Genomic DNA, 23,884 nt, shown 5'->3' with positions numbered 1-23,884 from the left:
TGCTATTGGGACGCTGTCTCAGCGAAGTTCAGACCAGGTGATGCGATTCAATCCTGTCGCCCTCCCCCGCTGTGCTGGTTTTCTGAGCATAACAGCGTGGGGCAATCAGGCAGCGGGTGTGTCTGGCCGTGTTTTTTCATGAGCCCTACACTGGCTTCACCGTCGACTGCCAACCGTTCTGGGTGACGCGTCCGGGCCGAGGAAGAGTCAGATGAGAAACGCAACGCAAACCCTGTTCTTCGCGGGCCATGCCCGGTTGCCGCAGGGAATGGCGGCCCAGAATGTGTTCGAATCGCTGTCGATCACGGTCGAGGTGGACCCCTGCTACGCGGTGGTGATCGAGGCATCGTGTACCTTGGCGACCGAGCATGGCCGGATCTTCGTTCGCGACCTGTTACGCGGCTACAGCCTGCTAGGTGGCATGGCGGAACCGATCGCGGAAATCCAGCGACGCTATATCGGGCGCGCGGCCTCGGCGCTAATCGCCGCGCTGAAGGATCTGGAAGTCAACGTCGAGCGCAACCGGCAGACCTTCGGCGCGGCGACCGCCAGAGTCGGCTAGCCGCATATAGATCAACATCCCGGAGCGGTGCGAGCCGGGCAAGCCACTCGCACCCGATGCGCTCACCGCCCTTAGCCGGGCCGGCTTCCAGCGCTTCGACAATCCCGACCCTTGTCTGTGGGGCTGCCGAGCGCCGAGCAACCGGCGACCGAAGGCAGTGAATCACTGGCCTCGTCCGCGAGACCGGGCTCCCCGTCCAGTACCTATCTTTAAAATTGGAACGGAGAGATCCATGGATATGCAACAGTCCGTACTGGCACGCCAGACCCATCACTATGCCGAACACGCCGCTTATCGTATCGACGCCCATCCGCACCATGCGCGCCTCTATCACGTTACGCTGAAGACCGGGGCGCTCGAGGCCTTCTTCAGCCGCTTCGCCCATATCACTAGCCAGCATCTGGAGTACGTGCCATATGCGCGCTTCACGCTGGCACAAGGCATGGCCGAAATCGCCGGCGACGGTTTCCTCGAGGTGTTGCGCGCCATCGTGCACGATCGCGACTCGGGCGGTTTCACCATCGGCGTGGAAGGAGTGACGGAGAATCATCAGGATTACGTGAAGTTCGGCACGGCGATCGGCCACCTGATCGGGCCGGGCAATTTCGACGCGATGTCGGGCACTTACTACGCACGCTTCCTCGTCAAGGACACCGACCAGAGCGACTCCTACCTGCGCCAGGCCTACCGGCTGTTCACCTTGCACACCGACGGCACCTTCGTCGACGAGGCGACCGATTGGCTGCTGATGATGAAATTCGACGAGCACAACGCCCAGGGCGGCGAGTCGCGCCTCTTGCACCTGGACGACTGGGCCGAGCTTGCGGCCTTTACCGAGCACCCGCTCTCCGCGTACGCGTTCACCTACAAGTCGCCGCCGAGCAAGAACATCGCGCAGGAGGTGCTTCGGCCAACCTTCTTCAAGGTCAACGACAAGCCGTGCATCTGCTTCATCGACCAGTTCGTCTGCCCTGAAACGATAGAGCACGCCGACTACCTGGGCCGGCTGTCGGCCTCGCTGGAAGCGTCGCCGGCGACCGCCGCGGTCCCGCTGCCGGTCGGCGACCTGATCGTATTGAACAACAGCTTCTGGATGCACGGGCGCGCGCCGTTCGAGCGCCACCCAGAACTCCACCGCGAACTGATGCGCCAGCGCGGCAGGTTCGCCCAGGCATAAGGACAAGCACCATGAAAACGATATACGACTTTGTCATCGTCGGCGGCGGGATCGTCGGGCTGTCGACGGGCATGGCGCTGACCCGCCGCTTCCCGCGCGCGGCTATCCTGGTGCTGGAGAAGGAGGCCGGCTGGGCGGCACACCAGACCGGCCACAACAGTGGCGTGATCCACTCGGGCATCTATTACAAGCCCGGCAGCCTGAAGGCGAAGTTCGCGCGCGAGGGCAACCTGTCGATGACGCGCTTTTGCGAAGAGCACGGCATAGCACACGACATCTGCGGCAAGGTGATCGTCGCGACGAGCCAGAACGAGCTGGCGCTGATGGACAAGCTCTACGAGCGCGGCCAGCAAAACCGGCTGGAGATCGAAAAGATCGGTCCGGAGGCGCTGCGCGAGATCGAACCGCACGTGGCGGGCCTCGGCGCGATCCGCGTGCCCAGTGCCGGCATCGTCGACTACCGGGCGGTCTGCCAGGCCTTCGCGCGGGCCATCACCGAAGGCGGCGGCGAGTTGAAGCTGGGCCAGGAGGTGCGCCGCATCAACCGAAGCCACGACCGGGTCGAACTCATCACGCAGGACGACAGCTACAGCGCACGCTTCCTGATCAACTGTGCCGGGCTGTTCTGCGACCGGGTCGCGCGGATGGACGACGCCGACCCCCGGCTCAAGATCGTGCCGTTTCGCGGCGAGTACTATGAGATCAAGCCCGAGCGCCGCCACCTAGTGAAGCACCTGATCTACCCGGTGCCCAACCCGGCCTTCCCCTTCCTCGGCGTGCACTACACCCGGATGATCGGCGGCCACGTCGAGGCCGGACCGAACGCGGTGCTCGCCCTCAAGCGCGAAGGCTACAACAAGCGCGACGTCAGCCTGCGCGACCTGGCCGAAGTGCTCGCCTACCCGGGCTTCTGGAAGCTGAGCGCGAAGTACTGGCGCGAGGGGCTGGACGAGATGGTGCGCTCAGTCAGCAAGGCCGCGTTCGTGAAGAGCCTGCAGCAGCTGATCCCCGAGATCCGCGCCGACGACCTAGTGCCGGCGCCGGCCGGCGTGCGCGCGCAGGCGCTCAAACCGGACGGAGGCCTGGTCGACGACTTTCACATCATCGAGGGTGAGCGCAGCATCCACGTCTGCAATGCGCCGTCGCCCGCCGCCACCGCGTCGATCGAGATCGGCCGGCACATTGCCGCGCGTGTGCCGGCACTCTGGGCCTGAGTTCCGTTACGAGGTATGGAGAAAATGAGCAAGCCTAGCGTACCTGGCCACGTCGCCGCCTTCCTGGAAAAGCACCGCATCCGCGAGGTGGAATGCCTGCTGCCCGACCTCAACGGCTACCCGCGCGGCAAGGTGCTGCCGGCGGCCGCCTTCGCGGCCGGGCAGGAGCTGCGCGTGGCGCGGGCGGTGGCCATCCACACCGTGGTCGGCGACTTTCCCGACTATCGCTTCTATGGCGAGCGCGACCCGGACATGCGGCTGGTGCCGGACTACGAGAGCCTGCACCTGGTGCCGTGGGCCGGCGGCCGACGAGCGCTGGCGATCCACGACTGTTACGACCTCGACGGCAAGCTCACGCCGATCGCGTCGCGCAGCGTGCTCAAGACGGTGCTCAAGCGCTATGCCGCGCTCGGCTGGCAGCCCATCGTCGCGCCGGAGCTGGAGTTCTACCTGCTCGCGCCGAATCCCGACCCGACCCAGCCGCTGACGCCGCCGGCGGCGCGCTGCGGCCGCGCGGAAATCGGTCACTCGGCGTTCAGCTTCGGCGCGCTCAACGAATTCGCCGACTTCTTCGACGATCTGCACCGGGCGCTCGACTTGCTGGACATCCACGGCGACACCTTCGTGCACGAGCTCGGCCCGAGCCAGTTCGAAATCAACCTCAAGCACGGCGACGCGCTGGAGCTGGCCGACCAGACCTTCCTGTTCAAGTACGCGCTGCGCGAAGTCGGCCTCAAGCACGGCCTCTACGTGGTCTGCATGGCCAAGCCGATTGCCGGTGCGCCGGGCAGCTCGATGCATATCCACCAGAGCCTCATCGACCTCGCCAACGGCCGCAACCTGTTCGGCCAACCCGACGGTGAGGACAGCCCGCAGCTTAGGCACTATATCGCCGGCCTACAGACCTGCTTGCCGGCGCTGATGCCGCTGATGGCGCCGTACGTGAACTCGTACCGGCGCTTCACCAAGAACATGGCGGCACCGGTCAACCTGTCATGGGGGGTGGACAACCGCTCGGTGGGGCTGCGCGTGCCGCTGTCGGGCCCCGACGCGCGCCGCGTGGAAAACCGGCTGCCCGGCTGCGATGCCAACCCCTACCTGGCGCTGGCGGCCAGCCTGGCGGCGGGTCTCTACGGCATCGAGAATGAGCTCGCGCCGACACCGCCCTGCGAAGGCAACGTGTTCTACGGTGAGGATCGCGTCGAGCTGCCGCGCTCGCTCGATAGCGCGCTCGAGCGCATGGCGGGCAGCGAGATCCCGCGGCAGCTGTTCGGCGACGAGTTCGTCGCCGCTTTCGTCGCCGCCAAGGAGGTGGAGCTGGAGAGCTTCCTGAGTGAAGTCACGCCGTGGGAGCGGCGCTACCTCGCCACCCAGGCCTGATCTTCTTCTGATAAAGCCCCGGTGCAGCTTGTCTGCGCCGGGGCTTTTTGCACGCCTCAGGCGTGCGCCAGGAAATCGTACAGGCGCGCATCGTCGCAGTAGCCGACGTTGAAGCGCAGCCACGGCGACGGGCGATGGTCGTTGAAGAACAGGTGGCCGGGCGCCAGGAAGATCCCGGCGTTCAGCGCCTCGTTCGACAGCGCGGCGGCGTCCTCGTGGCCGGGGTGGCGCGCCCAGACGAACATGCCCTCGCGTGCGTGTGGGTTGAACAGCTCCAGTCCGGCGTCCGCCAGCCCTTGCCGCGTCGCCTGCTGCGCGGTGTGCAGGCGTTCACGCAAGGCTTTCAGGTGCTTGCGGTGCCGACCCTCGGTCAGAATCTGGTAGGTCGCCCGCTCGGTCAGCTCGCAGCTGGTGAGCCCGGTCATCATCTTGAACTGGGTCAGGTCCTCGATCAGATCGGGGTGGCCGACGATATAGCCGACCCGCAGGCTCGCGCAGATCGTCTTGGAGAAACTGTTGACGTAGACCACCCGGCTGAGCTGATCCATGCTCGCCAGCGGACGACGCGAGGTCGGGTCGAGTTCCGCGTAGAGGTCGTCCTCGACGACGATGAAGTCGTGACGTTCGGCCAACTGCAGGAGCTTGTGCGCGTTGGCCGCCGAGCACGATGCACCGGTCGGGTTCTGCAGCCGCGGGTTGGTGAACAACGCGCGTGGCCGGTGCCGTTGCAGCAGCACCTCGAGCGCCACGATGTCGGGCCCTTGCGCGGTCCACGGCACCCCGACGACCTTCGCGCCGAAGCGCTTGAGGTGGAACAGCAGGATGCTGTAGCCAGGCTCGTCGACAAACACCGTCTCTCCCGGCTTGACCAGGTATTGCGCCAACAGGCCGAGCGCATGCGAGGCGCCGGTAGTCAGCAGCACCTGCTCGGGCGGCGCGTAGATTTCGTGCTCGTGCAGCCAGTCGGCGATCTTGCGACGCAGCGGCAAATAGCCTTGCGGCGCACCGTAGCCGGTCAATAGGTCGCCAGCCTGGTTGGATACCGCGCGCAGGTTGCGGCGCAGGCTGTCGTCGTCCATCCATTTTTCCGGCAGCCAGCCGCAGCCGGGGTTGAGTTCTGCTGCGCCGTTTTCCCACGATTTATGCAGCATCCACAGCGAATCGAAGCGAACCTCGTGCGTGCTGCCCACGGCGTTGAGCGAGTGGCGAGGATGGAAGCTGCGTACATAAAAACCGGTGTTCTGGCGCGGCACCAGATAGCCTTCGGCGACCAGCCTGTCGTAAGCGTCGATCACGGTCGACACGCTGACGCCATGCGTCTCGGCAAAGCTGCGGATCGACGGCAGCTTGGTCCCGGCGCGCAGCTTTTGCGTATCGATAAGCGATTTGAAATGCCCGACGATCTGAACCACCAACGGCGTGGGCAAACTGGCATCCAACTTGAACATGGACTCCCCTCTTTCAAGTTGGCGATTCTAATTGTTTTTTCATGCCTGCCTGTAGTCCAGCTCCGTCGCGCGGCAAGTACAGACGACCAGCCCACCTCCATAAAAAAATCTTCCTGTCCCGCGAGGAGACAGGAAGAAAGCGTCCAACTGGGAATGGATCGGCCAGGCGTCAACGTCCGGTCTTCAACTGGGTCCAGAGCCGGTTTTCCAGCCGCTGGATGTCGGCCGGCAACGACTTTTCCAGGAACAAGGTCTTCACCACCGACACGGGCGGATAAATCGTGGCATCGTTGACGATCTCCGGCTTGGTGAACTTTTTCGACGCGACATTGGCACTCGGGTAGTACACCTCGTTGGTGATGCCGGCGTGCACTTCCGGGCGCTCGATATAGTTGATCCACTTGTAGGCCGCCTCGACATCCGGCGCATCCTTGAGAATGCCCATCATCGAGAACCACACCGGCGCGCCCCCCTTCGGGATGAAGTATTTGAGTTCATAGGGCTTGTGGGCCTCGCGGGCGCGGCGTTTGGCCATCGCCACGTCGCCCGACCAGCCCAGCGCAAAGCAGATGTCGCCATTAGCCAAGTCGTTGATATAGCTGGTGGTATTGAACAGCATGATGTAGGGGCGCACTTTCTTCAATTGCTCGAAGGCGGCCTGATAATCGGCAGGGTTCTTGCTGTTCGGGTCCTTGCCCAGGTAGTGCAGCGTCGCCGCGAATACATCGGCCGGCGCATCCAGCACCGCCACGCCACAGCCCTTCAGTTTCGAGATGTATTCCGGTTTGAAGAAGATGTCCCAGCTATCGTAAGGCGCGTCTTTGCCCAGGATCTTCTCCACCTTGGTCATGTTATAGCCCAGGCCGGTCGTCCCCCAGGCCCACGGCACCGCATACCGGTTGCCCGGGTCGGCATCTTCCGCCAGCTTCATCAGGTTTTTGTCCAGATTCGCCAGGTTCGGCAGCTTGGACTTATCCAGCTTCAGGTAAATGCCCGCCTGGATCTGCTTGGCCATGTAATTGGAGGTCGGCACCACCACGTCGTAGCCGGCCTTGCCGGTCAACAGCTTCGCCTGCAGGGTATCGTCGGTATCATAGGTGTCGTAGCGCACCTTCACCCCGGTTTCCTTCTCGAAGTTTTTAACCGTGTCCTTGCCGATATAGTCGGACCAGTTATAAAGGTTCAGTACGTTGTCGCCGGCCTGCGCCGCCAGGCTGGCCAGCAACAATGCCAGCGGGCCCCATGCCTTGCTCAGTGTCTTGGTGTTCATCTGTCGCAACTCCTCTTTTCACCCATTCAAACGCGGCCGACCGATGGCCCTGCCGCGGCTTGTCTTGCTGCGCCGGCTTAGCGGTAGCGGCGTCGTTTTTGTTCGTGCAACACACAGAGCAGGTCGTAGCCGATGTGCGCGGCGGCCAAGGCCGTGATCTCGCTCTGGTCGTACGGTGGGGCTACCTCCACCACGTCCATGCCCACCAGATTGACCGGCCCCATCCCGCGGATGATGGCCAGCGCCTGCGCCGCGCTCAGCCCGCCCGACACCGGAGTGCCGGTGCCCGGAGCGAACGCCGGGTCCAGGCAATCGATATCGAAGGTCAGATAAGCCGGTGCGTCGCCGACGATGGAATAGATCTGCTCCAACGTCTTTTGGGTGCCGTGTGCGTGCACCCATTCGGCGTCGAGGATCCGGATGCCCATGAAGTCATCGTTCCAGGTACGGATACCGACCTGCACCGAACGCTCGACGTCGATCAGGCCGTCCTTCACCGCCTTGTAGAACATGCTGCCGTGGTTGAGCGAGTTGGGGCTATCGTCCGGCCAGGTGTCGCAATGCGCGTCGAAGTGGATCAGCGCCAGCGGCTTGCCGTATTTCTCGGCATGCGCGGTCAAGAGCGGATAGGTGATGAAATGGTCGCCGCCGAAGGTCAGCATCTTGGCGCCCGAGGCGAGAATGGTGCGAGCGTGCTCGATGATGCTCTCGCGGATGGTGCCGGGGTTGTGCGCATCAAACCAGCAGTCGCCGTAGTCGAGCACCGCCAGTTCTTCGAACGGATCGAAGCCCCACGGATAGCCCTTGAGCCCGGCCACCTGCACCGAGGCCGCACGCACCGCCGCCGGCCCCAGCCGCGCACCGGGGCGGAAGGTGGTGGCCAGATCGAGCGGCACGCCCGACACCACCACATCAACCCCTTCGAGATTGCGGCTGTATTTGCGGCGCAGGAACGAGAGCACGCCGGAGTAGGTATTTTCGGGTGACGTGCCGTGCAACTCGGGGCGCAGGATCGCGCCATCGCCATAGTTTGGATGGTCCATAACAACCTCTGATAGATATGCGAATTCTTGGTTTTTCTTCCAAGCGCGGCTCTACCGGGCCATAACGGGCATCACGCTAAAGTGCCATGACAGGCCGGGTATTGATCAGCATGTTGGCGCGAATGACAGCACAGGAAAAGCGATGTATTTTTCTCGTACTATTATTTATTTTCATATCTAGAGCCTGTTATGAACCTGATCACAAACCGCGCCAGCCGTCCGGCATTCTGGATGCAAGGCGCGGTCTCGCCGGCAAATGTCATTCATTTGCCAAGAGCCGCAACGCCGCAGACGGGATGCCGGACGGCTGGCCCTTCGGGTTGGGGCAAAAAGGGCGCAGGGCTGTGTTGCTCGTCGCTTGCTGTGCCGGCACAGCGACGCAACTCGCGCCTTGCCCTGCGCCCTTTTTGCCGCCAACGCGGTCGCGATCAGATTCATAACAGGCTCTAACATGCGCCGCCTCCCTTCCCTGCAATGTCTGCTCGCCTTCGAGGCGGCCGCCCGGCTGGGCAGCTTTTCCCGGGCTGCCCAGGAACTGGCGCTGACCCAGTCGGCCATCAGCCACCAGATCCTGCATCTGGAGGAATGGGTCAATCAGGCGCTGTTTCGTCGCATCGGGCGCGGCGTGGCATTGACCGCCGCCGGCGAGCTGTTCCTGCAGACCGTGCGCGACACGCTCAAGCTGCTGACCGACGGACGCGACTACATCGAGCCGTACGGCAACCTCGACTCGGTGCTGCTGTATTGCCCGCCCCAGTTCGCCTACGGCTGGCTGATGCCGAGGTTGCCGGCGCTGAAGGCCAACTATCCGACCGTGGAAATCTGGCTGCTGAACGAGAAGGAAATCCGCGAGATCGATCGCATCGATGTCGACCTCATCATCTCGGCCCACCCGATGGATCAGCCCGAGGTCGTCTGTGTGCCGCTCATCGAAGACAGCGCCATCGCCGTGTGTGGCAAACGAACCGCCGAGACGCTGGCGACCCTGCCGTTTCCGCAGGTGTTGAGCCAGGCGCCGCTGCTGATGGCGGAAGCACGGCCGGAATGGGCGCCCTGGCTGCCGGGGTACCGGCGCGAGGGGCTCGAAGTGACACGTGGCCTGACCGTGGAAGACCCACGCCTGTTGCTGATGGCGGCGGAGCAGGACATGGGCATCGCCATGGTGTCGCGCCTGTTGGCCGACCATGCGCTCAGACAAGGACGCCTGGTCGCATTGCCGCAGATCCCCGGCTTTGCGCTGCCGCGGATGTGGCTGATGAAATCGAGCCTGCCGCCGCGCACCGCCGCGGCCGAGGCGGCCTTCGACTGGCTGCTGCTGACGGCCGCACAGGCGGCGGCCGTCAGCAGCGCGCCATGAGCTTTGCTCCGCCACGCACTCGTCCCTTATTTGCCTGAGCGATGCAGTTCCCGGCTCTCAGTATTGGCTGTTACGCCTGGCAACAACGACCGCCCTCAGCTTGGGAGATGGCGAATCGTCATCGGTGGAAGGAAATCCGCTTGGCTTTTGTCGAACTGAATGGCATCCCCGGCTATCGCCTGATTCTGACCGAGCTAATCGTACGAAGCATGGCGGGTCAACTTCGGATCACGCGACTGGTTCGGGAATATGATTGGGGGCTCGGCGACCCGGGTGGAAAATCTATGCTAACGACGGCGCCGAAGCGATAGGCGCACCGGCTCGATGCCGGGAGTCAACCAGTGTTCGACCCCGGACCTGACCTTTTACGGGGGAGACACGCAAACATTGATCTGCTATGCCGCACTCGGTGTCAGCCGGACCGGAATCGACATGGACGCCGGCGTCCGGGCCCGGTCGGCGGCATTGCCCAAGGGGACGAGGCCGTCGACCACCTCGGCGATCTTGTCGCGAATGCGGTCGTAGTCCCGGCCAGCCACCACCACGGCGTCTTGCTGCTGGGCAGTGTCGCGGTGGCGAGCCGCGCGACGATTGCCGGCTCGGACAGCAGGTGCTCGGACGCCGGCGCGTTCATCCCGGTGGAGACCAGCCGCCGGCCGGAGACTTGTAGACCTTGATTTGCTGTGTCATCCGAACCCATCCTTGCTCGTTTGCATTGAGGCCGGCGCAAACAGGAACGGAGCCCTCTCGCACAACTCAGGAGGGAACGCTAGAGCCCCGCTTACCCTACCAAGCGAATGCCTTCGGCCCGCTTGTCGGCTTCTTCCGAAGCGGCGTTGGCCTCCGCCATTTCCGCCAGCTTCCTGGCCGCGATCTCGGCGACGCGGCGCACGTGCGCCACCGACGCGTCATGGGCGGCCTGCGGGTCACGTCGCTTGAGGGCATCCAGGATCTGCGCCATTTCCGCCGCCGCCTCCTGCCCGCGCCCGGTCGAGCTGATCGTCATCGCGCGCAGCCGGTTGATGCGGGCGTTGAGCGATTGCACGACCTCCCACGCCATGGTCTGGCCGCCGCCGGCGAACATGGTCTCGTAAAACGTCGAGGTCTTCGCCAGCACTTCCCGGAAATCGTTGGCCGCGAACGCCGCCTGGATTTCCTCGTTGATGGCGCCAAGCCGCGCGATCGTCTCGTCGCTGGCCTTTTCGGTGCACATCCGGGCGGCGTGCCCTTCCAGCAGCGCACGAATCTCGTACACCTGGGCGGCCTTGTCGGCGTCCAGCGTCGCGACCACCGGCCCCTGATGCGGGATGGACTCGACCAGGCCCTCGGTCTCCAGGTGGCGCAGCACCTCGCGCACGATGGTACGGCTCACCCCCAGCTCCTCGCACAGCGTACGCTCGACCAGCCGTGCACCCGGCTGGAAGTAGGCGTTGAGAATCGCGTCGCGCATCTTCTCCAGCGTCAGCTCGCGCAAGGTCTTTGCGCTGCGGTCTATCTTCAGCGAACTGCTGCTCGTCGGTGACATACCGTCTCTCCTTATTTATCAATCTCGCCAAGGCAGAGGTATTTGATTTCGAGGTAGTCCTCTATCCCGTAACGGGAACCCTCTCTCCCGAAACCGGACTGCTTGATGCCGCCGAACGGGGCCGCCTCGTTCGAGATCAGGCCGGTATTGATGCCGACCATGCCCGCCTCGATCGCCTCGGCCACCCGCCAGACCCGGCCGACGTCACGCGTGTAGAAATAGGCCGCCAGCCCGAATTCGCTGGCATTGGCCTGCGCGATCACATCACGCTCGTCCGTGAAGCGAAACAGCGGGGCGACCGGGCCGAAGGTTTCCTCGCGCGCCACCCGCATCGCCGGCGTCACGTCGCGCAGGATGGTCGGCTCGAAGAAAGTCGCGCCGAGTGCATGACGCTTGCCGCCGGCCACGATGTTCGCACCGTTGGCGAGCGCATCGGCGATATGCGCCTCGACCTTGGCCACCGCCTTCTCGTCGATCAGCGGGCCCTGGGTCACGTCGGTATCGCTGCCTCGGCCGACCTTGAGCTTGGCCACCGCGGCAGCCAGCTTCTCGACGAAGGCATCGTAAACCCCGTCCTGTACGTAGAGCCGGTTGGCGCACACGCAGGTCTGGCCGGTATTGCGGTATTTCGACACCATCGCGCCGTCCGCTGCCGCATCGAGGTCGGCGTCGTCGAACACGATGAACGGCGCGTTGCCGCCCAGCTCCATGCTGACCCGTTTGACCGTGTCGGCGCACTGGCGCAACAGCAGCCGGCCCACTTCGGTCGAGCCGGTAAAGGTGAGCTTCCTCACCAAGGGGTGGCGCGTCAGCTCGCCGCCGATCGCCTTCGCATCGCCGGTGACGATATTGATCACGCCCTTCGGGATGCCGGCGAGTTCGGCCAACCTTGCCAGCGCCAGCGCCGACAGCGGCGTTTGTTCGGCCGGCTTGGCGACCACGGTGCAACCGGCCGCCAGCGCCGGCGCGATCTTACGTGCCAGCATGGCGTTTGGGAAGTTCCACGGCGTGATCGCCGCCACCACGCCGACCGGCTGCTTGACGGTGACGAGGCGCTTGTCGGACTGCGGCGTTGGGATCACGTCGCCATACACCCGCTTGGCCTCCTCGGCGAACCACTCGATGTAACTGGCGCCGTAGCCGATCTCGCCACGCGCCTCGGCGAGCGGCTTGCCCATCTCGTCGGTCAGGATACGCGCCAGCACCTCGGTGTGGGCGACCACCAGATCGAACCAACGCCGCAGCAGGGCCGAGCGCTCCTTGGCCGGCCGGGCACGCCAGTTAACGCCGGCCTTGTGGGCCGCCTCGATGGCGCGCCGGGTCTCGGCCTCGCCGAGCAGTGGTACCGAGCCGATGATCTCGCCGGTGGCCGGGTTGTTTACCGCGAGACGCTGTTCCCCGCTTATCCATTCGCCGTCGATATAGCAACGATCCTTGACCAGCTCCGCGTAGCTTAAGGCTTCCATCCCACCCCCTGTCGGGCCGCCGGCACGTTGGCCGAACGCCCGTTTCCCATCGTTATCAGGCAAACACGTGGCCGTGCTGCATATCCCACTCGACCAGGGCCGGCGCGCCGATAGCCAGGCCCTGCCCGTCGCGCACCGCCATGCGGATCGCGATTTCCTGCTGCCACGGCGTCTGCACCGCGAAGTGCATGCTGTCGCCCAAGTAGGTCATGTCGCGCACCGTCACCGGCAAGCCCTGGCCTGCCGACTCCGCGTGACCCGGCTTGATGCGCATCTGCTCGGGACGCACCATCAGCGTGCCCACGCCGCCTGCGGCAAGCTTTTCCCGGCTCGCCGCCGCTTCCACCACGCGACCGTTCGGAAACACCGCGCGCGCCCGGCCGCCATGCACCTGCTCGACCGTCACCGGCAGGAAGTTGGAGTTGCCGATGAAGCCGGCGACGAAACGCGACGACGGCCGCTCGTACAGTTCCTCGCCGGTCCCCACCTGTTCGATCTTGCCTTGGTTGAACACCGCGATCCGGTCCGACAGGCGCAGTGCTTCCTCCTGATCGTGCGTCACGTACAAGATGGTCACGCCGGTTTCCTGGTGGATGCGGCGCAGTTCGAACTGGATCTCCTCGCGCAACTTCTTGTCGAGCGCCGACAAGGGCTCATCCATCAAGAGCAGCGGCGGGTCGTACGCCAGCGCGCGGGCGATCGCCACCCGTTGCTGCTGGCCGCCGGACAGTTGCCCCGGCAAGCGGTCGCGGTACTCGCCCAGATGCACCAGCTCCAGCATCTTCCCGACCTTGGCCTTGACCTCGGCATCCGGACGGCGCCGCACGCGCAGCGGAAACGCCACGTTCTCGCCCACCGTCAGATGCGGAAACAAGGTGTAGCGCTGGAACACCATGCCGATATTGCGCTGGTTCGGCGCCACGTCGAGCAGCGACTTGCCGTTCAGCAGCACCTGGCCTTCGGTCGGCCCCTGGAAACCCGCCACGATATAGAGTGTGGTGCTCTTTCCCGAGCCGGACGGCCCGAGGAAGGTCATGAACTCGCCCTCTTTGATGTCGAGCGAAACCTGGTCGATGGCCACCACCTGGTCGTAGGTCTTTCTGAGGCCACGAATCTGCAAAAACGGAGTGGTCATGGCTATTTACCTTTCCTAATCAAAGCGACGAGCAGCATCAGCACGACGGTCAACGCCACCAACAGCGTCGAAGCGGCCGCGATCACCGGGGTCAGATCCTGGCGCAGCGTGCTCCAGATCAGTACCGGCAGGGTTTGCAGCGTGGGGCTGGCCATGAAGATCGACAGCACGACTTCGTCCCAGGAAATCAGGAAGGAAAAGATCGCGGCCGCAAACAGCCCGAGCCGGATCGCCGGCAGCGTGACGCGCCATTTCACTTCGAACGGGCCGGCGCCGCAGATCATCGCGGCGTCCTCCAGCGCGGTGTCGAAGCTCTGCAACGAATTGCTGATGGTGATGATCGAGAACGGCAGCGCGACGATCAGGTGGCCGATCACGAAACCGACCAGCGTGCCGGTGAGCCCGAGCTTCAAGAAGAACGCGTACAGCGCCACCGCCAGCACCACCACCGGCAGCACCATCGGCGTCAGGAAAAACGCCTGCAGCACGCCTTTGCCGGCAAACTTGCCGCGCGACAGCCCCAGTGCGGCGAGCAGGCCGAGCGTGACCGACAGCACGGTGACCAGCACCGCCACCTTGGCGCTGGTGAACAGCGCGGCGAGCCAGTTCGAATCGGTCAGCAACTGCCGGTACCACTGCAGCGTCCAGCCCGGCGGCGGAAACTGCAGCCACTGCGAATCGCCGAACGACAGCGCGGCGATAAAGATGATAGGCAGCAGCAGGAACAGCGACACCAGCACGCCGAGGCCGACCAGCGGCCAGCGCCAGGAGCCCAGTTGGTCAAAATCGAGCAACATGTCAGCGCCCTCCCTCGGCCATTTGCTGCGCGCCGCCGAGCAGGCGCAACTGCAGCGCGTACAGCCCGAGCGTCACCACCAGCAGCACGAAGGCGGCGGCACTGGCCAGGCCCCAGTTGAGCAGCGACTGCACCAGTTGCGCGATCAGTTCGGCCAACATCATGTATTGCGTGCCGCCGAGCAGCGCCGGCGTCACGTAGTAGCCGAGCGACATCACGAACACCATCAGCGCGCCCGAGGCGATGCCGGGCAGCGCCAGCGGCAGCAGCACCCGGTAGAACGCCTGCCAGCGGCTGGCACCGCAGATCGCCGCGGCGCGTAGCGTCGACGGGTCGATACTGCGCAAGGTGGCGTGCAACGGCATCACCAGGAACGGCAGCATGATGTAGGTCATGCCGATAGTGACGCCGACCAGATTGTTCACCAGGCTCAGCGGCTGATCGATCAGGCCGATATCCATCAGCACCCGGTTGATCAGGCCGGTCTGCTGCAGCAGCACCATCCAGCCGTAGGTCCGGGCCAGCAGGTTGGTCCACATCGACAAGAGCAGCACGGCGAACATCAGCGAGCTCCAGCGTTTGGGCAGGATGGCCAGGAGCCAGGCGGTGGGAAAGCCGACCAAGAGCGTGATCACCGTGACCACGGTCGCCACCAGGAAGGTGTTGTAGAACACCCGCACGTAGGTCATCGACCCGAGGAGTTCGGCGTAATTCTGCAGGCCGGGGGTCGGCTCGAGGATGCTGCGCAGCAGCAGCGCCAGCACCGGCATCAGGAAGAACACGCCTAGCAACAGCGTGGCGGGCAGCAGCAGTTTGCCGCCACGAAAACCGCCGCCGATCCTGAACCGGCGAGGCATGGGTGTAGCAGTGGGACTCAAAGCGGTTGGCATGACAACTCCTAAACGACACGACAGCGAGCACTCATACTGGCGAGCCGGGACGATGGCGGGCAAACCCGCCAGCGTCCGGCCCCGGTTTTACTGGGTCTGCCAGGCGTACCAGCGTTTGGAGATCATGTCGCGGTTATCGGCCCAGTACTTCATGTCGAGGTTGATCTGACCTGCGGTATGTTGGTCCGGCAGCGCCTTGACCGCGGCGGCCGGCATCTTGATCTTGGACTGCAGGTTGATCGGCGCGAAGGACGTGTCGGTGGCGAACTTGGCCTGCGCTTCCGGGCTGGTGGCCATCGCCAGGAACTTCATCGCCGCGGCCTTGTTCTTGGCGCCCTTGGGCACCACCAGCATGTCGGCGGCGGTCAGGTTCTGCTCCCAGGAGAGGCCGACCGGGGCGCCCGACTGCTGCAGCGCATGGACACGGCCGTTCCAGAACATACCGAGCGGCGCCTCGCCCGAGGCCAGCAGCTGCTGCGACTGCGCGCCACCGCTCCACCACACGATCTGGCTCTTGATGGTGTTGAGCTTCTTGAACGCCCGGTCGAGATCGAGCGGATAGAGCTTGTTGGCCGGCACCCCATCGGCCAACAGCGCGATTTCCAGCACGCCGGGTGCGGCCCACTTATAGAAGGTGCGCTTACCGGGGAAGCGCTTCAGGTCGAACAGGTCGGCCCAGGTCCGCGGTGCCGCGGTCTTGATGGCCTGCTTGTTGTAGCCGAGCACGAAGGAGTAATAGAAGCTGCCCACGGCGTTGGCGGAGAGGAAGCGCAGATCGAGGTCGCCCTTCTTCACCACGTTGAAATCGATCGGTTCCAACAGGCCGTCCTTGGCCGCCTTGTAGGCGAAATCGCCCTCGACGTCGACCACGTCCCAGTTGACGTTACCGCTCTCGACCATGGCCTTGAACTTGCCGTAGTCGGTCGGGCCGTCCATCGCGACGCCGATGCCGGTCGACGCCGTGAACGGCTGCGCCCAGTTCTTCTGCTGAGCCTGCTGGGTCGTGCCACCCCAGCTGGTAAACACGATGCCGGCGGCAAAGGCCGGCGTCGATGCGAGTACGGTGATGCCGGCGGCGAGGACGACGCGGCGGCGAATCGAATTCAATGCGGTCATGAGTTATCTCCTTTGTAGGGCCATCTCTTTTGGTGGCTCATTACGGGGTGCTGCGTTCAGGCCAGCGGCGAAAATGACGCGGGCTTCATGATCTTGCTCTCCATCTCCTCCATCAGCGCCTGGATCTTCGGGGCGAAGGCCTGCCAGGCCGGGTCTTGCGCCAACGCTTGCCGGCGCCGCTCGCGCTCGTCCAGGCTCGGGTAGGCCCAGATGTGCACGATCTGGTTCAAGGGGCCGATCTCCGAGAAGAAGTAGCCGATCAGGTCCCCGAGATACTGCTTCTGCAGCGCGATGCCCTCCTCCTCGACCAGCTTCAGGTAGGCCGGCACCGCGCCGGTCTTGATGCGGTAAGTGCGGACTTCGTAGTACATGCGTCGTTCTCCTCAGCGCATCACGAATGGGTCGGCGATCGGCTCGTCCGAGGTGCGGATCCACACCGACTTGGTGCGGGTGTAATCGAGCATCGACTCCAGGCCGCCCTCGCGACCCAGGCCGCTCAGGCCATAGCCGCCGAACGGCACGATCGGCGACACCGCGCGGTAGGTGTTGACCCAGACGATGCCGGCGCGCAGCGCACGGGTGAGCCGGTGAGCGCGGGTCAGGTCGCGGGTGAACACGCCGGAGGCGAGGCCGTAGACGCTGTCGTTGGCGAGCGCGATCGCCTCGGCCTCGGTATCGAAGGTGACCACGCTCAGCACCGGGCCGAACAGCTCCTCGGTCACGCTCGGCACCTTTTCGTCGGGACACGCAAGAATCGTCGGACGGTAGTAGTAACCATCGTCGAAACCGTCGGGACGGACGCCACCGGTCACCAGCTCGGCACCGGCAGCGATGCTGGCGGCGACCACGTTCTCGATATGCTCGCGCTGGCGCTGCGTGGCGAGCGGGCCCATCTCGGTGGCCGCATCCTGCGGGTCGCCGATGCGGATCGCCTCGGCCTTGGCGGTCAGCTTGGCGAGCAGCTTCTCGCGCACGCCGCGCTGTACCAACAGGCGCGAACCGGCGACGCAGCTCTGACCGGTCGCGGCGAAGATGCCGGCGACGATCGCGTTGCTGACGCTGTCGACATCGACGTCGTCGAACACCAGCACCGGCGACTTGCCGCCCAGCTCCAGCGTGGTGTACGCCAGGTTCTCGGCCGAGTTGCGCACGATGTGGCGCGCGGTGTCCGGGCCGCCGGTGAAGGCGATGCGCGACACCAGCGGATGGCTGGTCAGCGCGCGGCCGCAGTCGGCGCCGAAGCCGGTGACGATATTGACCACACCGGCCGGGAAGCCCGCCTCGTGCACCAGCCGGGCAAACTCCAGCAGCGGCGCCGGGCCCTCTTCGGACGCTTTCAGTACCACGGTGCAACCGGCCGCCAGCGCCGGGCCGAGCTTCACCGCAGACAGGAACAGCTGCGAATTCCACGGCACGATGCCGGCCACCACGCCGATCGGTTCGCGGCGCAGAAAGGCTTCCATGTCCGGCTTGTCGACCGGCAGGCAGGCGCCCTGCAGCTTGTCGGCGAGACCGGCGTAGTAGCGGTAGTACTCGGCCACGTAGCCGATCTGGCTGGTCGTTTCGCGGATGATCTTGCCGGTGTCGGCCGTTTCCAGTTCGGCCAACCTTGGCGCATTGGCGGCGACCAGATCGGCGAGCTTGTAGAGCAGCTTGCCGCGCTGGCTCGCGGTCAGATTCGCCCACGGCGCGGAGACAAAGGCACGGTGTGCCGCCTTGACCGCGCGGTCGACGTCGTTCGCCGTCGCCGCCGGCATGATCGCCCACCGCTGGCCGCTGGCCGGGTTGATGCTCTCGAAGCTTTCGCTGCCGTCTTCGAACGCGCCGTCGATGTAGTGCTGAAACCGTCTTAACATGCTGCGAGCTCCTCGCTTACGCAAACGCCGGCATCACCTGGCCGATGAACAGTTCGAGCGACCTCTTCTTGCGCTCGAAATCCATATGGCTGTCGATCCAGAAGCTGTACTGGTCGTAGCCGAGCGCCTCGTAGCCCTTCAGGCGCGCGATCACTTCATGGGGCGTGCCGATCACCAGGTTCTTGCGGATCAGCTCGGGCGCGTAGTTCGGGAACATCGCGAAATCTTCGTCGGTGAGAGGCTCGATGAAACCCTGCTCGACCGGTCGCTCGTTCTTGAACCACTTGCTGAAGTAGCAGTAGAAGCGGCGCAGATCGTCCACGGCCCGATCGACCTCCTGCGCGTTTTCGCCGACGAAGGTGTGCATCAGCATCATGATCTCGGGGCGCGGCAGCTCGGGGTGGTTGGCGCAGGCGGCGTTGAAGCGCTCCATCAGGCTGACCACCTCGGCGTCGCCGGCCGACAAGGAGGTCACCTGGACATTGCAGCCTTGCGACACCGCGTAGTCGTGCGAATTGGCGTCGCGCGCGGCGACCCAGATCGGCGGGTGCGGCTGCTGCAGCGGGCGCGGCTGCGGCGTGGTCTTCGGGAAGCTCCAGTACTCGCCTTCGTGCGCGTAGTCGCCCTTGAACAGGTTCTGCAAGCACGGAATCATCTCGCGCAGCCTACCGCCGGCGCCCCAGGCGTCGAGCCCCGGCAGCATCCGTTCGTACTCGAAATTGTAGGCGCCGCGCGCGATGCCGATGTCGAGCCGGCCGTTGCTGGCGATGTCGGTCATGCCGATCTCGCCGGCCAACTTGATCGGGTGCCAGAACGGCGCGATCACCGTGCCGGTGCCGAGACGAATCTTGCAGGTCTTGGCCGCGAGATAGGTGAGGTTGAGGAAGGGGTTGGGCGCGATGGTGAACTCCATGCCGTGGTGTTCACCGATCCACGCGGTCTCGAAGCCGCCTTCCTCGGCGATCTTCACCAATTGGGTCATCTCGTCGAATAGCGCTTTTTGCGGCTTGTCGGCGTCGTAGCGCTCCATATGGAGGAACAGCGAGAATTTCATGATGGTCAGACTCCTCTATCTTCTCTTCTTGATATGTTCAGTACTCGCCGCGCTCAGCCCGCCTTGGCCAGTGGCTGCACCGAGCCGGTAGTGGCGTCGCCGATGTAGATGCCGAAAGCGTCCTCGCTGCGTTCCTTGACGAAGCGCTTGAGCATCGAGCGCACCGCCTCGTCGGACAGCCTATCCCAAGGAATAGCGTCGAGAGGCACCACGCGCACCGCACCGCCCTGTGGCAGGGCGCCGTCGACGTGACCGCGATAGTAGATATGCACCGCCCCGCCGTCGGCGGCGGCGTCCTCGAACACCGCAAACAGGAAGTCGAGCTGGGCATCGATGCCGAGCCGGCCGAGCACGCCGCGCAGGCTCTTGGCGTCGGACGCCGGCTCCAGGCGGGTGCCGGCCGGCAGTTCGAAGCCCTTGGCCGTTTCCAAGAGCACGATGCCGCCGTTGCACTCCAGGATTGCACCGACCTGGGCGCGCTGGCTGGCGGCGGCCAGCGCGTCCTGCGACAGGCTGAACGTCAGGTAGGCGCCACGGCCGTAACCGAGGGGGCTCGCGGCAGTATTGGCAAAGTCGACCACCTTGCCGATCAGGATGATGTGGTCGCCGGCGTCGACCAGCTGATAGGTCTCGCAATCGAACCAGGCGGCCGAGCCGTCGATGATCGGGCTGCCGGTCACGCCCTGATGCCATGCGACCTGCTCGAACTTGTCGGGCGCCTTGGACGCGAACACGCTCGATACGTTTTTCTGGTCTTCGGCCAACACGCTGATCGAGAAATGGCTCGCCTCGGAGAAGATCGGATAGCTGGCCGCGACCTTGCCAATGCACACCAGCACCAGCGCCGGGTCGAGCGACACCGACGTGAACGAGTTGGCGGTAAAGCCACGCGGAGTCCCATCCTGCTGCTGCGTCGACACCACGGTGACGCCGGTGACGAAGGCGCCGAGCGCTTTGCGGAATTCCATCGCGTCGATTGATTGGGCTTGGCTCATGACTGCACACTCCTCGGGGTTTCTTGCGCGGTAGCTGGGGCTCCATCCGTTGGCGCGGTGGAGAGGAAGTCACGCAGGCGCTGATTGATCGCCGCGGGCGCCGTCACATTCATCATGTGCCGCTCGCCCGCCACGATGTCGAGTTCGGCGCGCGGAGCAAGATTGGCCATCGCACGCGACATGGCTGGGCTCGAATTCGGGTCGAACTCGCCGGTCATGAACAGCGCCGGCATCGCGAGCTGCGGCAAGCCGGCGGCGTGCACGGCGTCGGAACTGGCAAACAAGCCATAGGTCCGGGCGTAGCCGAGCGGGTTCACCTCGGTCAGGAACCGGCGCACCAGCTCGACGGTGCTGGACAGGCCCGCCGGCACCGGTTCGCCGAACCAGCGCGCCACGGTGGAATCGACCGTCGCCGCCACCCCGGTATGGTTCAGCGTCTGGGCGCGTTGCAGTACCGCCGCGCGCTGCTCCGGAGTACGCATGAACACCGCATTGAGCGCCGCGACCCGTAGCGTCCGTTCCGGATAATTGAGCGCGAACTCCAGCGCCACCAGTGCGCCCATCGAATGGCCGATTACGTTGGCCGAACGGATCTGCAGATGGTCGAGCAGGTCGGCGAGCTGCGTCGCGTAATCCTTCAGTTCGACATCGGCCGGCGGCAAGGCGCTGCCGCCGTGGCCGAGCATGTCGTACACGACCACTCGATAGTCGCGGGCGAAGTCGGCCACTTGCGGCGCCCAGATCGCCTGCCCCATGCCGACGCCGTGGATTAGTACCAGCGCCTCGCCGCGGCCGTAGACACTGAACGCCGTCCCGTTGGCCACGCCGTTCTCAACCGACTGCGGAATCGAGTCAGGCTTCATTGCTGCCAAGCTCCTTCAAATCCTGGTAGCGGTCGCCGATGCGGTGATGCGGGCGGCCGCCGATCGACGCGCCGAGCGCCACCACGATCTCGTCCGGCGCCGGCGCGTCGTTGATCGAGAACTGGATCGTCAGGTAGTGCGAACGCATGCCCTCGTCGCCCTTGTGCATCATCGGAATCACGATCGGGCAATTCGGACCGCCGCGCACGTTGGTGAAGCTCAGATAGCTCTTGGCGCCGACCGCCTGGCGGTACTTGTTGCCGAAGCGCAGCGTGTGGATCAGCGCCGACGCATGCTCGATCTCGCCGTCGGTGCCGACGATGGCCGCCTTGCCGTAACCCTCGACCGCCTCGCCCGAACCGGCGAGACGCAGAATCTCGGCCGTCAACAGCTCGCCCAGGACCGGGGCGACGGCGTGGATCTCCGGCTTCAGGTCTTCCACGAAACCGCGGCCGGCCCACGGGTTTTTCAGCACTGCCGCCACGGCGAACATCTTCAGCGGCGTCTGCGCCACCTTACCGCCCTCGATCAGCGTTTCTTCGACGTAGGTCACGACCTTGCGAATTCCGAAATCCATTGCCTGCTCTCCTTGTGCCTTGGCGCCCTGCGCCGTTCGGTTACCTCATCTTTGTATTACGGTATACCATAGACCAATCATCAACAAGAAATTTGTATTCTGGTATACCATAATATTGAAAATCAGATGACCAGAGCCGAGGCCGCGGGAGAACTCCCGTAGGAATGTGAGCCAGGACGGGTAAAGGCCATCATGGCCATTACCCTTCAAGAAGGCAGCGATGCCACCAAGCAGGGGGAGCCCCCCAAGCAACAGGAGAACAACGATGAGCAAGGAAACGTTTGAGCGCGGCCTGGAAATCCGCAAGGCGGTATTGGGCGAAGACTACGTGAACCAGGCGCTGGCCAACGCGGACGAACTGTCGATGCCGCTACAGCAGCTGGTCACCGAGTACTGCTGGGGCACCGTGTGGGCGCGGGAAGGCCTCCCGCGCAAGACGCGCAGCCTGATCAACCTCGGCATGATTGCCGCGCTGAACCGGCCGCACGAATTGAAGCTGCACGTAAGGGGGGCGCTGAACAACGGCTGCAGCAAACAGGAGATCGTCGAGGCCATCCTGCAGATCGCCATCTATTGTGGCGTGCCCGCCGCCATCGATGCGATGCGCATCGTGCGTGAAGTACTCGCAGACGCCCAGTAGGGCCTGTTACAGGCTACCGAGACACCGTGGCAGCAGCTGGCAATGAAACGCAGTCCAGCCAACGTTTCGGCTTTGCTGCCTAGGCAGCTTGCCGAAACCTGCCAACCCGGCAGGTGTTCGTTCGACTAGACGCTAGCTGTCGCTCCGCTTCCGAATCTGCTCGTCACCGTACAGCCAAAAGTCACTGGCTCGTCATCTCTCAGACCGCATTGAAGCAGCCCATGCGAATGGAAGACTGCTTGATGGAGAGAACCCTGGGATCGACGGTGGAGTCTGTCCGGTGCAGGATCCTTCCAAGGTCGTGTTCGCCGAACCGTGCCAGGTGCCGCTCAGGCTAGGAAAGGACACCAGCCAGCCGTAGGAACGCCTCCAACTGACCGACTACCTCCAGCACCTAGCGATCACCGTTGCAAAAACGTAACGCCATGACTTCAGCATCCCCGCCCTACTAAACGAGCCAGTTCTTGGCCTGCGGCGCCGTCCCGACAGACTTTATTCGCAACGATCACCCCATCCATTTGTCGCCCGATTTGACGATCCTACTGGTAATACCAGTTTGACCGGTGTAAGTTACAGGCAGACCCCAATAAACCACTATCCGACAACGATGTTCACCTCTTCAAAACTGGGCGACGTGGCCGCCCGCAACATTCTCGACGCGATCAAGCAGGGGCTATGGCAGCCCGGCGATATGCTGCCTTCGCAACGCGACCTGGCCGACCAGCTCGGCATCAGCCGCCCGCCGCTGCGCGAAGCGATCTCGGTGCTTGTGGCGCTGGGCTTCTTGCGCTCGCACCCCGGCAAGGGGGTGTTCGTGATCAGCGCCGACCCGCCGGAAGCGGCCGCCAGTGCCGCGATACCGATACCGGCGGTGCGCGCCGAAGACGTGTTCCAGCTGCGCCTCGCACTCGAGCCGTTCGTGGTCGGGCTGGTGGCGCAGTCGATCAACGCCGACGAACTGATGCAGCTGCGCCTGACCGTGCTCGACATGCGTGAGGCGCTGGAGACGGACGATCTGGCCGCCGCGGTCGAGGCCGACATCCAGTTTCACCGCCAACTGGTCGGTTTTTCGCGCAACCCGGTATTCAAGCAGGTAATGGAACAGACGAGCGAGGCGATCGGCCACGCTCGCGACATCATGCTGGCGCGCCCGCAGGGCATGCAGGCCGCGTTGGCCGAAAAGGAAGCGATCCTGCGCGCGATCAAGGCGCACGACAGCGCGACCGCCAGCACGGCAATGCAGCAACACATCATCAACGCCGGCGATCGGCTCGGCATCACGATCCGCGGCGCGCATGCGCATAGCGCGGCCAGTCAAAGCAATGGCGGGAACACGCCATGACCGGCCGCGGTTGAGCAGTACCCAATAACAACAACACACACATATCTACACCAGGAGAAAGAGAAACCATGTTGCAACTCATTAAGAAGTCGCTGTTCATCCAGGTGATGATCGGCCTCGTGCTCGGCATCGCCGTCGGCGTCCTGTTGCCCGACCAGGCGGCCAGCCTCAAGCCGCT

The 23,884-nt window shown here is 64.3% G+C and carries 22 protein-coding genes; 7 read left to right on the top strand and 15 right to left on the bottom strand.

Annotated features, from left to right (window positions below; all coding sequences use genetic code 11):
• Nucleotides 1-211: 211 nt before the first annotated feature.
• The 4 genes from ACZ2IA_RS20720 to ACZ2IA_RS20705 all read left to right on the top strand — a co-directional run bounded on the left by ACZ2IA_RS20720 (nt 212) and on the right by ACZ2IA_RS20705 (nt 4,333).
• Nucleotides 212-562, top strand: coding sequence for a DUF3870 domain-containing protein (locus ACZ2IA_RS20720; protein ID WP_470294489.1), 351 nt, complete (start codon nt 212-214; stop codon nt 560-562).
• Between the two features lie 232 nt (nt 563-794).
• Nucleotides 795-1,739 carry a glutarate dioxygenase GlaH gene (glaH, locus tag ACZ2IA_RS20715; protein ID WP_470294488.1) on the top strand — a complete coding sequence of 315 codons (945 nt, stop codon included), beginning with the start codon at nt 795-797 and terminating at the stop codon, nt 1,737-1,739.
• Nucleotides 1,740-1,750: 11 nt separating this feature from the next.
• On the top strand, nt 1,751-2,953 hold the full coding sequence (lhgO, locus tag ACZ2IA_RS20710; protein ID WP_470294487.1) for an L-2-hydroxyglutarate oxidase: 1,203 nt from the start codon (nt 1,751-1,753) through the stop codon (nt 2,951-2,953).
• Between the two features lie 24 nt (nt 2,954-2,977).
• The gene (locus tag ACZ2IA_RS20705) at nt 2,978-4,333 is read left to right on the top strand and encodes a glutamine synthetase family protein (RefSeq protein ID WP_470294486.1); all 1,356 of its coding nucleotides are present in this window, start codon (nt 2,978-2,980) and stop codon (nt 4,331-4,333) included.
• A 56-nt stretch (nt 4,334-4,389) separates the two neighbouring features.
• On the opposite strand, the gene ACZ2IA_RS20700 is transcribed toward ACZ2IA_RS20705, so the two are convergent.
• The 3 genes from ACZ2IA_RS20700 to speB form a co-directional block, all read right to left on the bottom strand.
• A complete protein-coding gene (locus ACZ2IA_RS20700) occupies nt 4,390-5,781 on the bottom strand; it encodes an aminotransferase-like domain-containing protein (RefSeq protein ID WP_470294485.1) in 1,392 nt (463 codons plus the stop codon).
• 169 nt (nt 5,782-5,950) lie between these two features.
• A complete protein-coding gene (locus tag ACZ2IA_RS20695; RefSeq protein ID WP_470294484.1) occupies nt 5,951-7,051 on the bottom strand; it encodes a polyamine ABC transporter substrate-binding protein in 1,101 nt (366 codons plus the stop codon).
• Between the two features lie 77 nt (nt 7,052-7,128).
• Entirely contained in the window at nt 7,129-8,094 is a 966-nt protein-coding gene (gene speB / locus ACZ2IA_RS20690) for an agmatinase (RefSeq protein WP_470294483.1), read from the bottom strand.
• A gap of 451 nt (nt 8,095-8,545) precedes the next feature.
• Here speB and ACZ2IA_RS20685 point away from each other — a divergent pair, with 451 nt between their 5' ends.
• Complete coding sequence (locus ACZ2IA_RS20685) at nt 8,546-9,451, top strand: LysR substrate-binding domain-containing protein (protein ID WP_470294482.1); 906 nt, start codon at nt 8,546-8,548, stop codon at nt 9,449-9,451.
• Between the two features lie 781 nt (nt 9,452-10,232).
• Here the strand turns inward: ACZ2IA_RS20685 and ACZ2IA_RS20680 are convergent.
• From ACZ2IA_RS20680 to ACZ2IA_RS20625, 12 genes are all read right to left on the bottom strand, one after another.
• Nucleotides 10,233-10,976 (bottom strand): GntR family transcriptional regulator, encoded by a 744-nt coding sequence (locus ACZ2IA_RS20680; RefSeq protein WP_470294481.1) that lies wholly within the window; start codon nt 10,974-10,976, stop codon nt 10,233-10,235.
• 11 nt (nt 10,977-10,987) lie between these two features.
• Nucleotides 10,988-12,442, bottom strand: a complete 1,455-nt coding sequence (locus ACZ2IA_RS20675) for an NAD-dependent succinate-semialdehyde dehydrogenase (protein ID WP_470294480.1) — start codon at nt 12,440-12,442, stop codon at nt 10,988-10,990.
• A gap of 55 nt (nt 12,443-12,497) precedes the next feature.
• On the bottom strand, nt 12,498-13,577 hold the full coding sequence (locus ACZ2IA_RS20670; RefSeq protein ID WP_470294479.1) for an ABC transporter ATP-binding protein: 1,080 nt from the start codon (nt 13,575-13,577) through the stop codon (nt 12,498-12,500).
• Between the two features lie 2 nt (nt 13,578-13,579).
• On the bottom strand, nt 13,580-14,374 hold the full coding sequence (locus ACZ2IA_RS20665) for an ABC transporter permease (protein ID WP_470294478.1): 795 nt from the start codon (nt 14,372-14,374) through the stop codon (nt 13,580-13,582).
• A 1-nt stretch (nt 14,375) separates the two neighbouring features.
• A complete protein-coding gene (locus ACZ2IA_RS20660; RefSeq protein ID WP_470294477.1) occupies nt 14,376-15,230 on the bottom strand; it encodes an ABC transporter permease in 855 nt (284 codons plus the stop codon).
• Nucleotides 15,231-15,350: 120 nt separating this feature from the next.
• Complete coding sequence (locus ACZ2IA_RS20655) at nt 15,351-16,379, bottom strand: ABC transporter substrate-binding protein (protein ID WP_470294476.1); 1,029 nt, start codon at nt 16,377-16,379, stop codon at nt 15,351-15,353.
• A gap of 56 nt (nt 16,380-16,435) precedes the next feature.
• Entirely contained in the window at nt 16,436-16,750 is a 315-nt protein-coding gene (locus ACZ2IA_RS20650; protein ID WP_470294475.1) for an NIPSNAP family protein, read from the bottom strand.
• Nucleotides 16,751-16,762: 12 nt separating this feature from the next.
• Nucleotides 16,763-18,235 carry an aldehyde dehydrogenase gene (locus ACZ2IA_RS20645; protein WP_470294474.1) on the bottom strand — a complete coding sequence of 491 codons (1,473 nt, stop codon included), beginning with the start codon at nt 18,233-18,235 and terminating at the stop codon, nt 16,763-16,765.
• 16 nt (nt 18,236-18,251) lie between these two features.
• Complete coding sequence (locus ACZ2IA_RS20640) at nt 18,252-19,289, bottom strand: LLM class flavin-dependent oxidoreductase (protein WP_470294473.1); 1,038 nt, start codon at nt 19,287-19,289, stop codon at nt 18,252-18,254.
• Between the two features lie 53 nt (nt 19,290-19,342).
• Nucleotides 19,343-20,284, bottom strand: a complete 942-nt coding sequence (locus ACZ2IA_RS20635; protein WP_470294472.1) for a flavin reductase — start codon at nt 20,282-20,284, stop codon at nt 19,343-19,345.
• The gene (locus tag ACZ2IA_RS20630) at nt 20,281-21,147 is read right to left on the bottom strand and encodes an alpha/beta fold hydrolase (RefSeq protein ID WP_470294471.1); all 867 of its coding nucleotides are present in this window, start codon (nt 21,145-21,147) and stop codon (nt 20,281-20,283) included. Before ACZ2IA_RS20630 ends, ACZ2IA_RS20635 begins: the two co-directional genes overlap by 4 nt.
• Nucleotides 21,137-21,724, bottom strand: coding sequence for an amino acid synthesis family protein (locus tag ACZ2IA_RS20625; RefSeq protein WP_470294470.1), 588 nt, complete (start codon nt 21,722-21,724; stop codon nt 21,137-21,139). The genes ACZ2IA_RS20630 and ACZ2IA_RS20625 overlap by 11 nt, the downstream gene beginning before the upstream one ends.
• Before the next feature lie 265 nt (nt 21,725-21,989).
• Here ACZ2IA_RS20625 and ACZ2IA_RS20620 point away from each other — a divergent pair, with 265 nt between their 5' ends.
• Both ACZ2IA_RS20620 and ACZ2IA_RS20615 read left to right on the top strand, forming a co-directional pair.
• The gene (locus ACZ2IA_RS20620; protein ID WP_470294469.1) at nt 21,990-22,364 is read left to right on the top strand and encodes a carboxymuconolactone decarboxylase family protein; all 375 of its coding nucleotides are present in this window, start codon (nt 21,990-21,992) and stop codon (nt 22,362-22,364) included.
• Nucleotides 22,365-22,971: 607 nt separating this feature from the next.
• The gene (locus tag ACZ2IA_RS20615) at nt 22,972-23,706 is read left to right on the top strand and encodes a FadR/GntR family transcriptional regulator (RefSeq protein WP_470294468.1); all 735 of its coding nucleotides are present in this window, start codon (nt 22,972-22,974) and stop codon (nt 23,704-23,706) included.
• Nucleotides 23,707-23,884 lie beyond the last annotated feature (178 nt).

The sequence above is a fragment of the Crenobacter sp. CS_VA4 genome (assembly GCF_055597485.1).
Note: the sequence above shows the minus strand (reverse complement) of the source record. Positions and strands in the feature narration are given on the sequence as shown.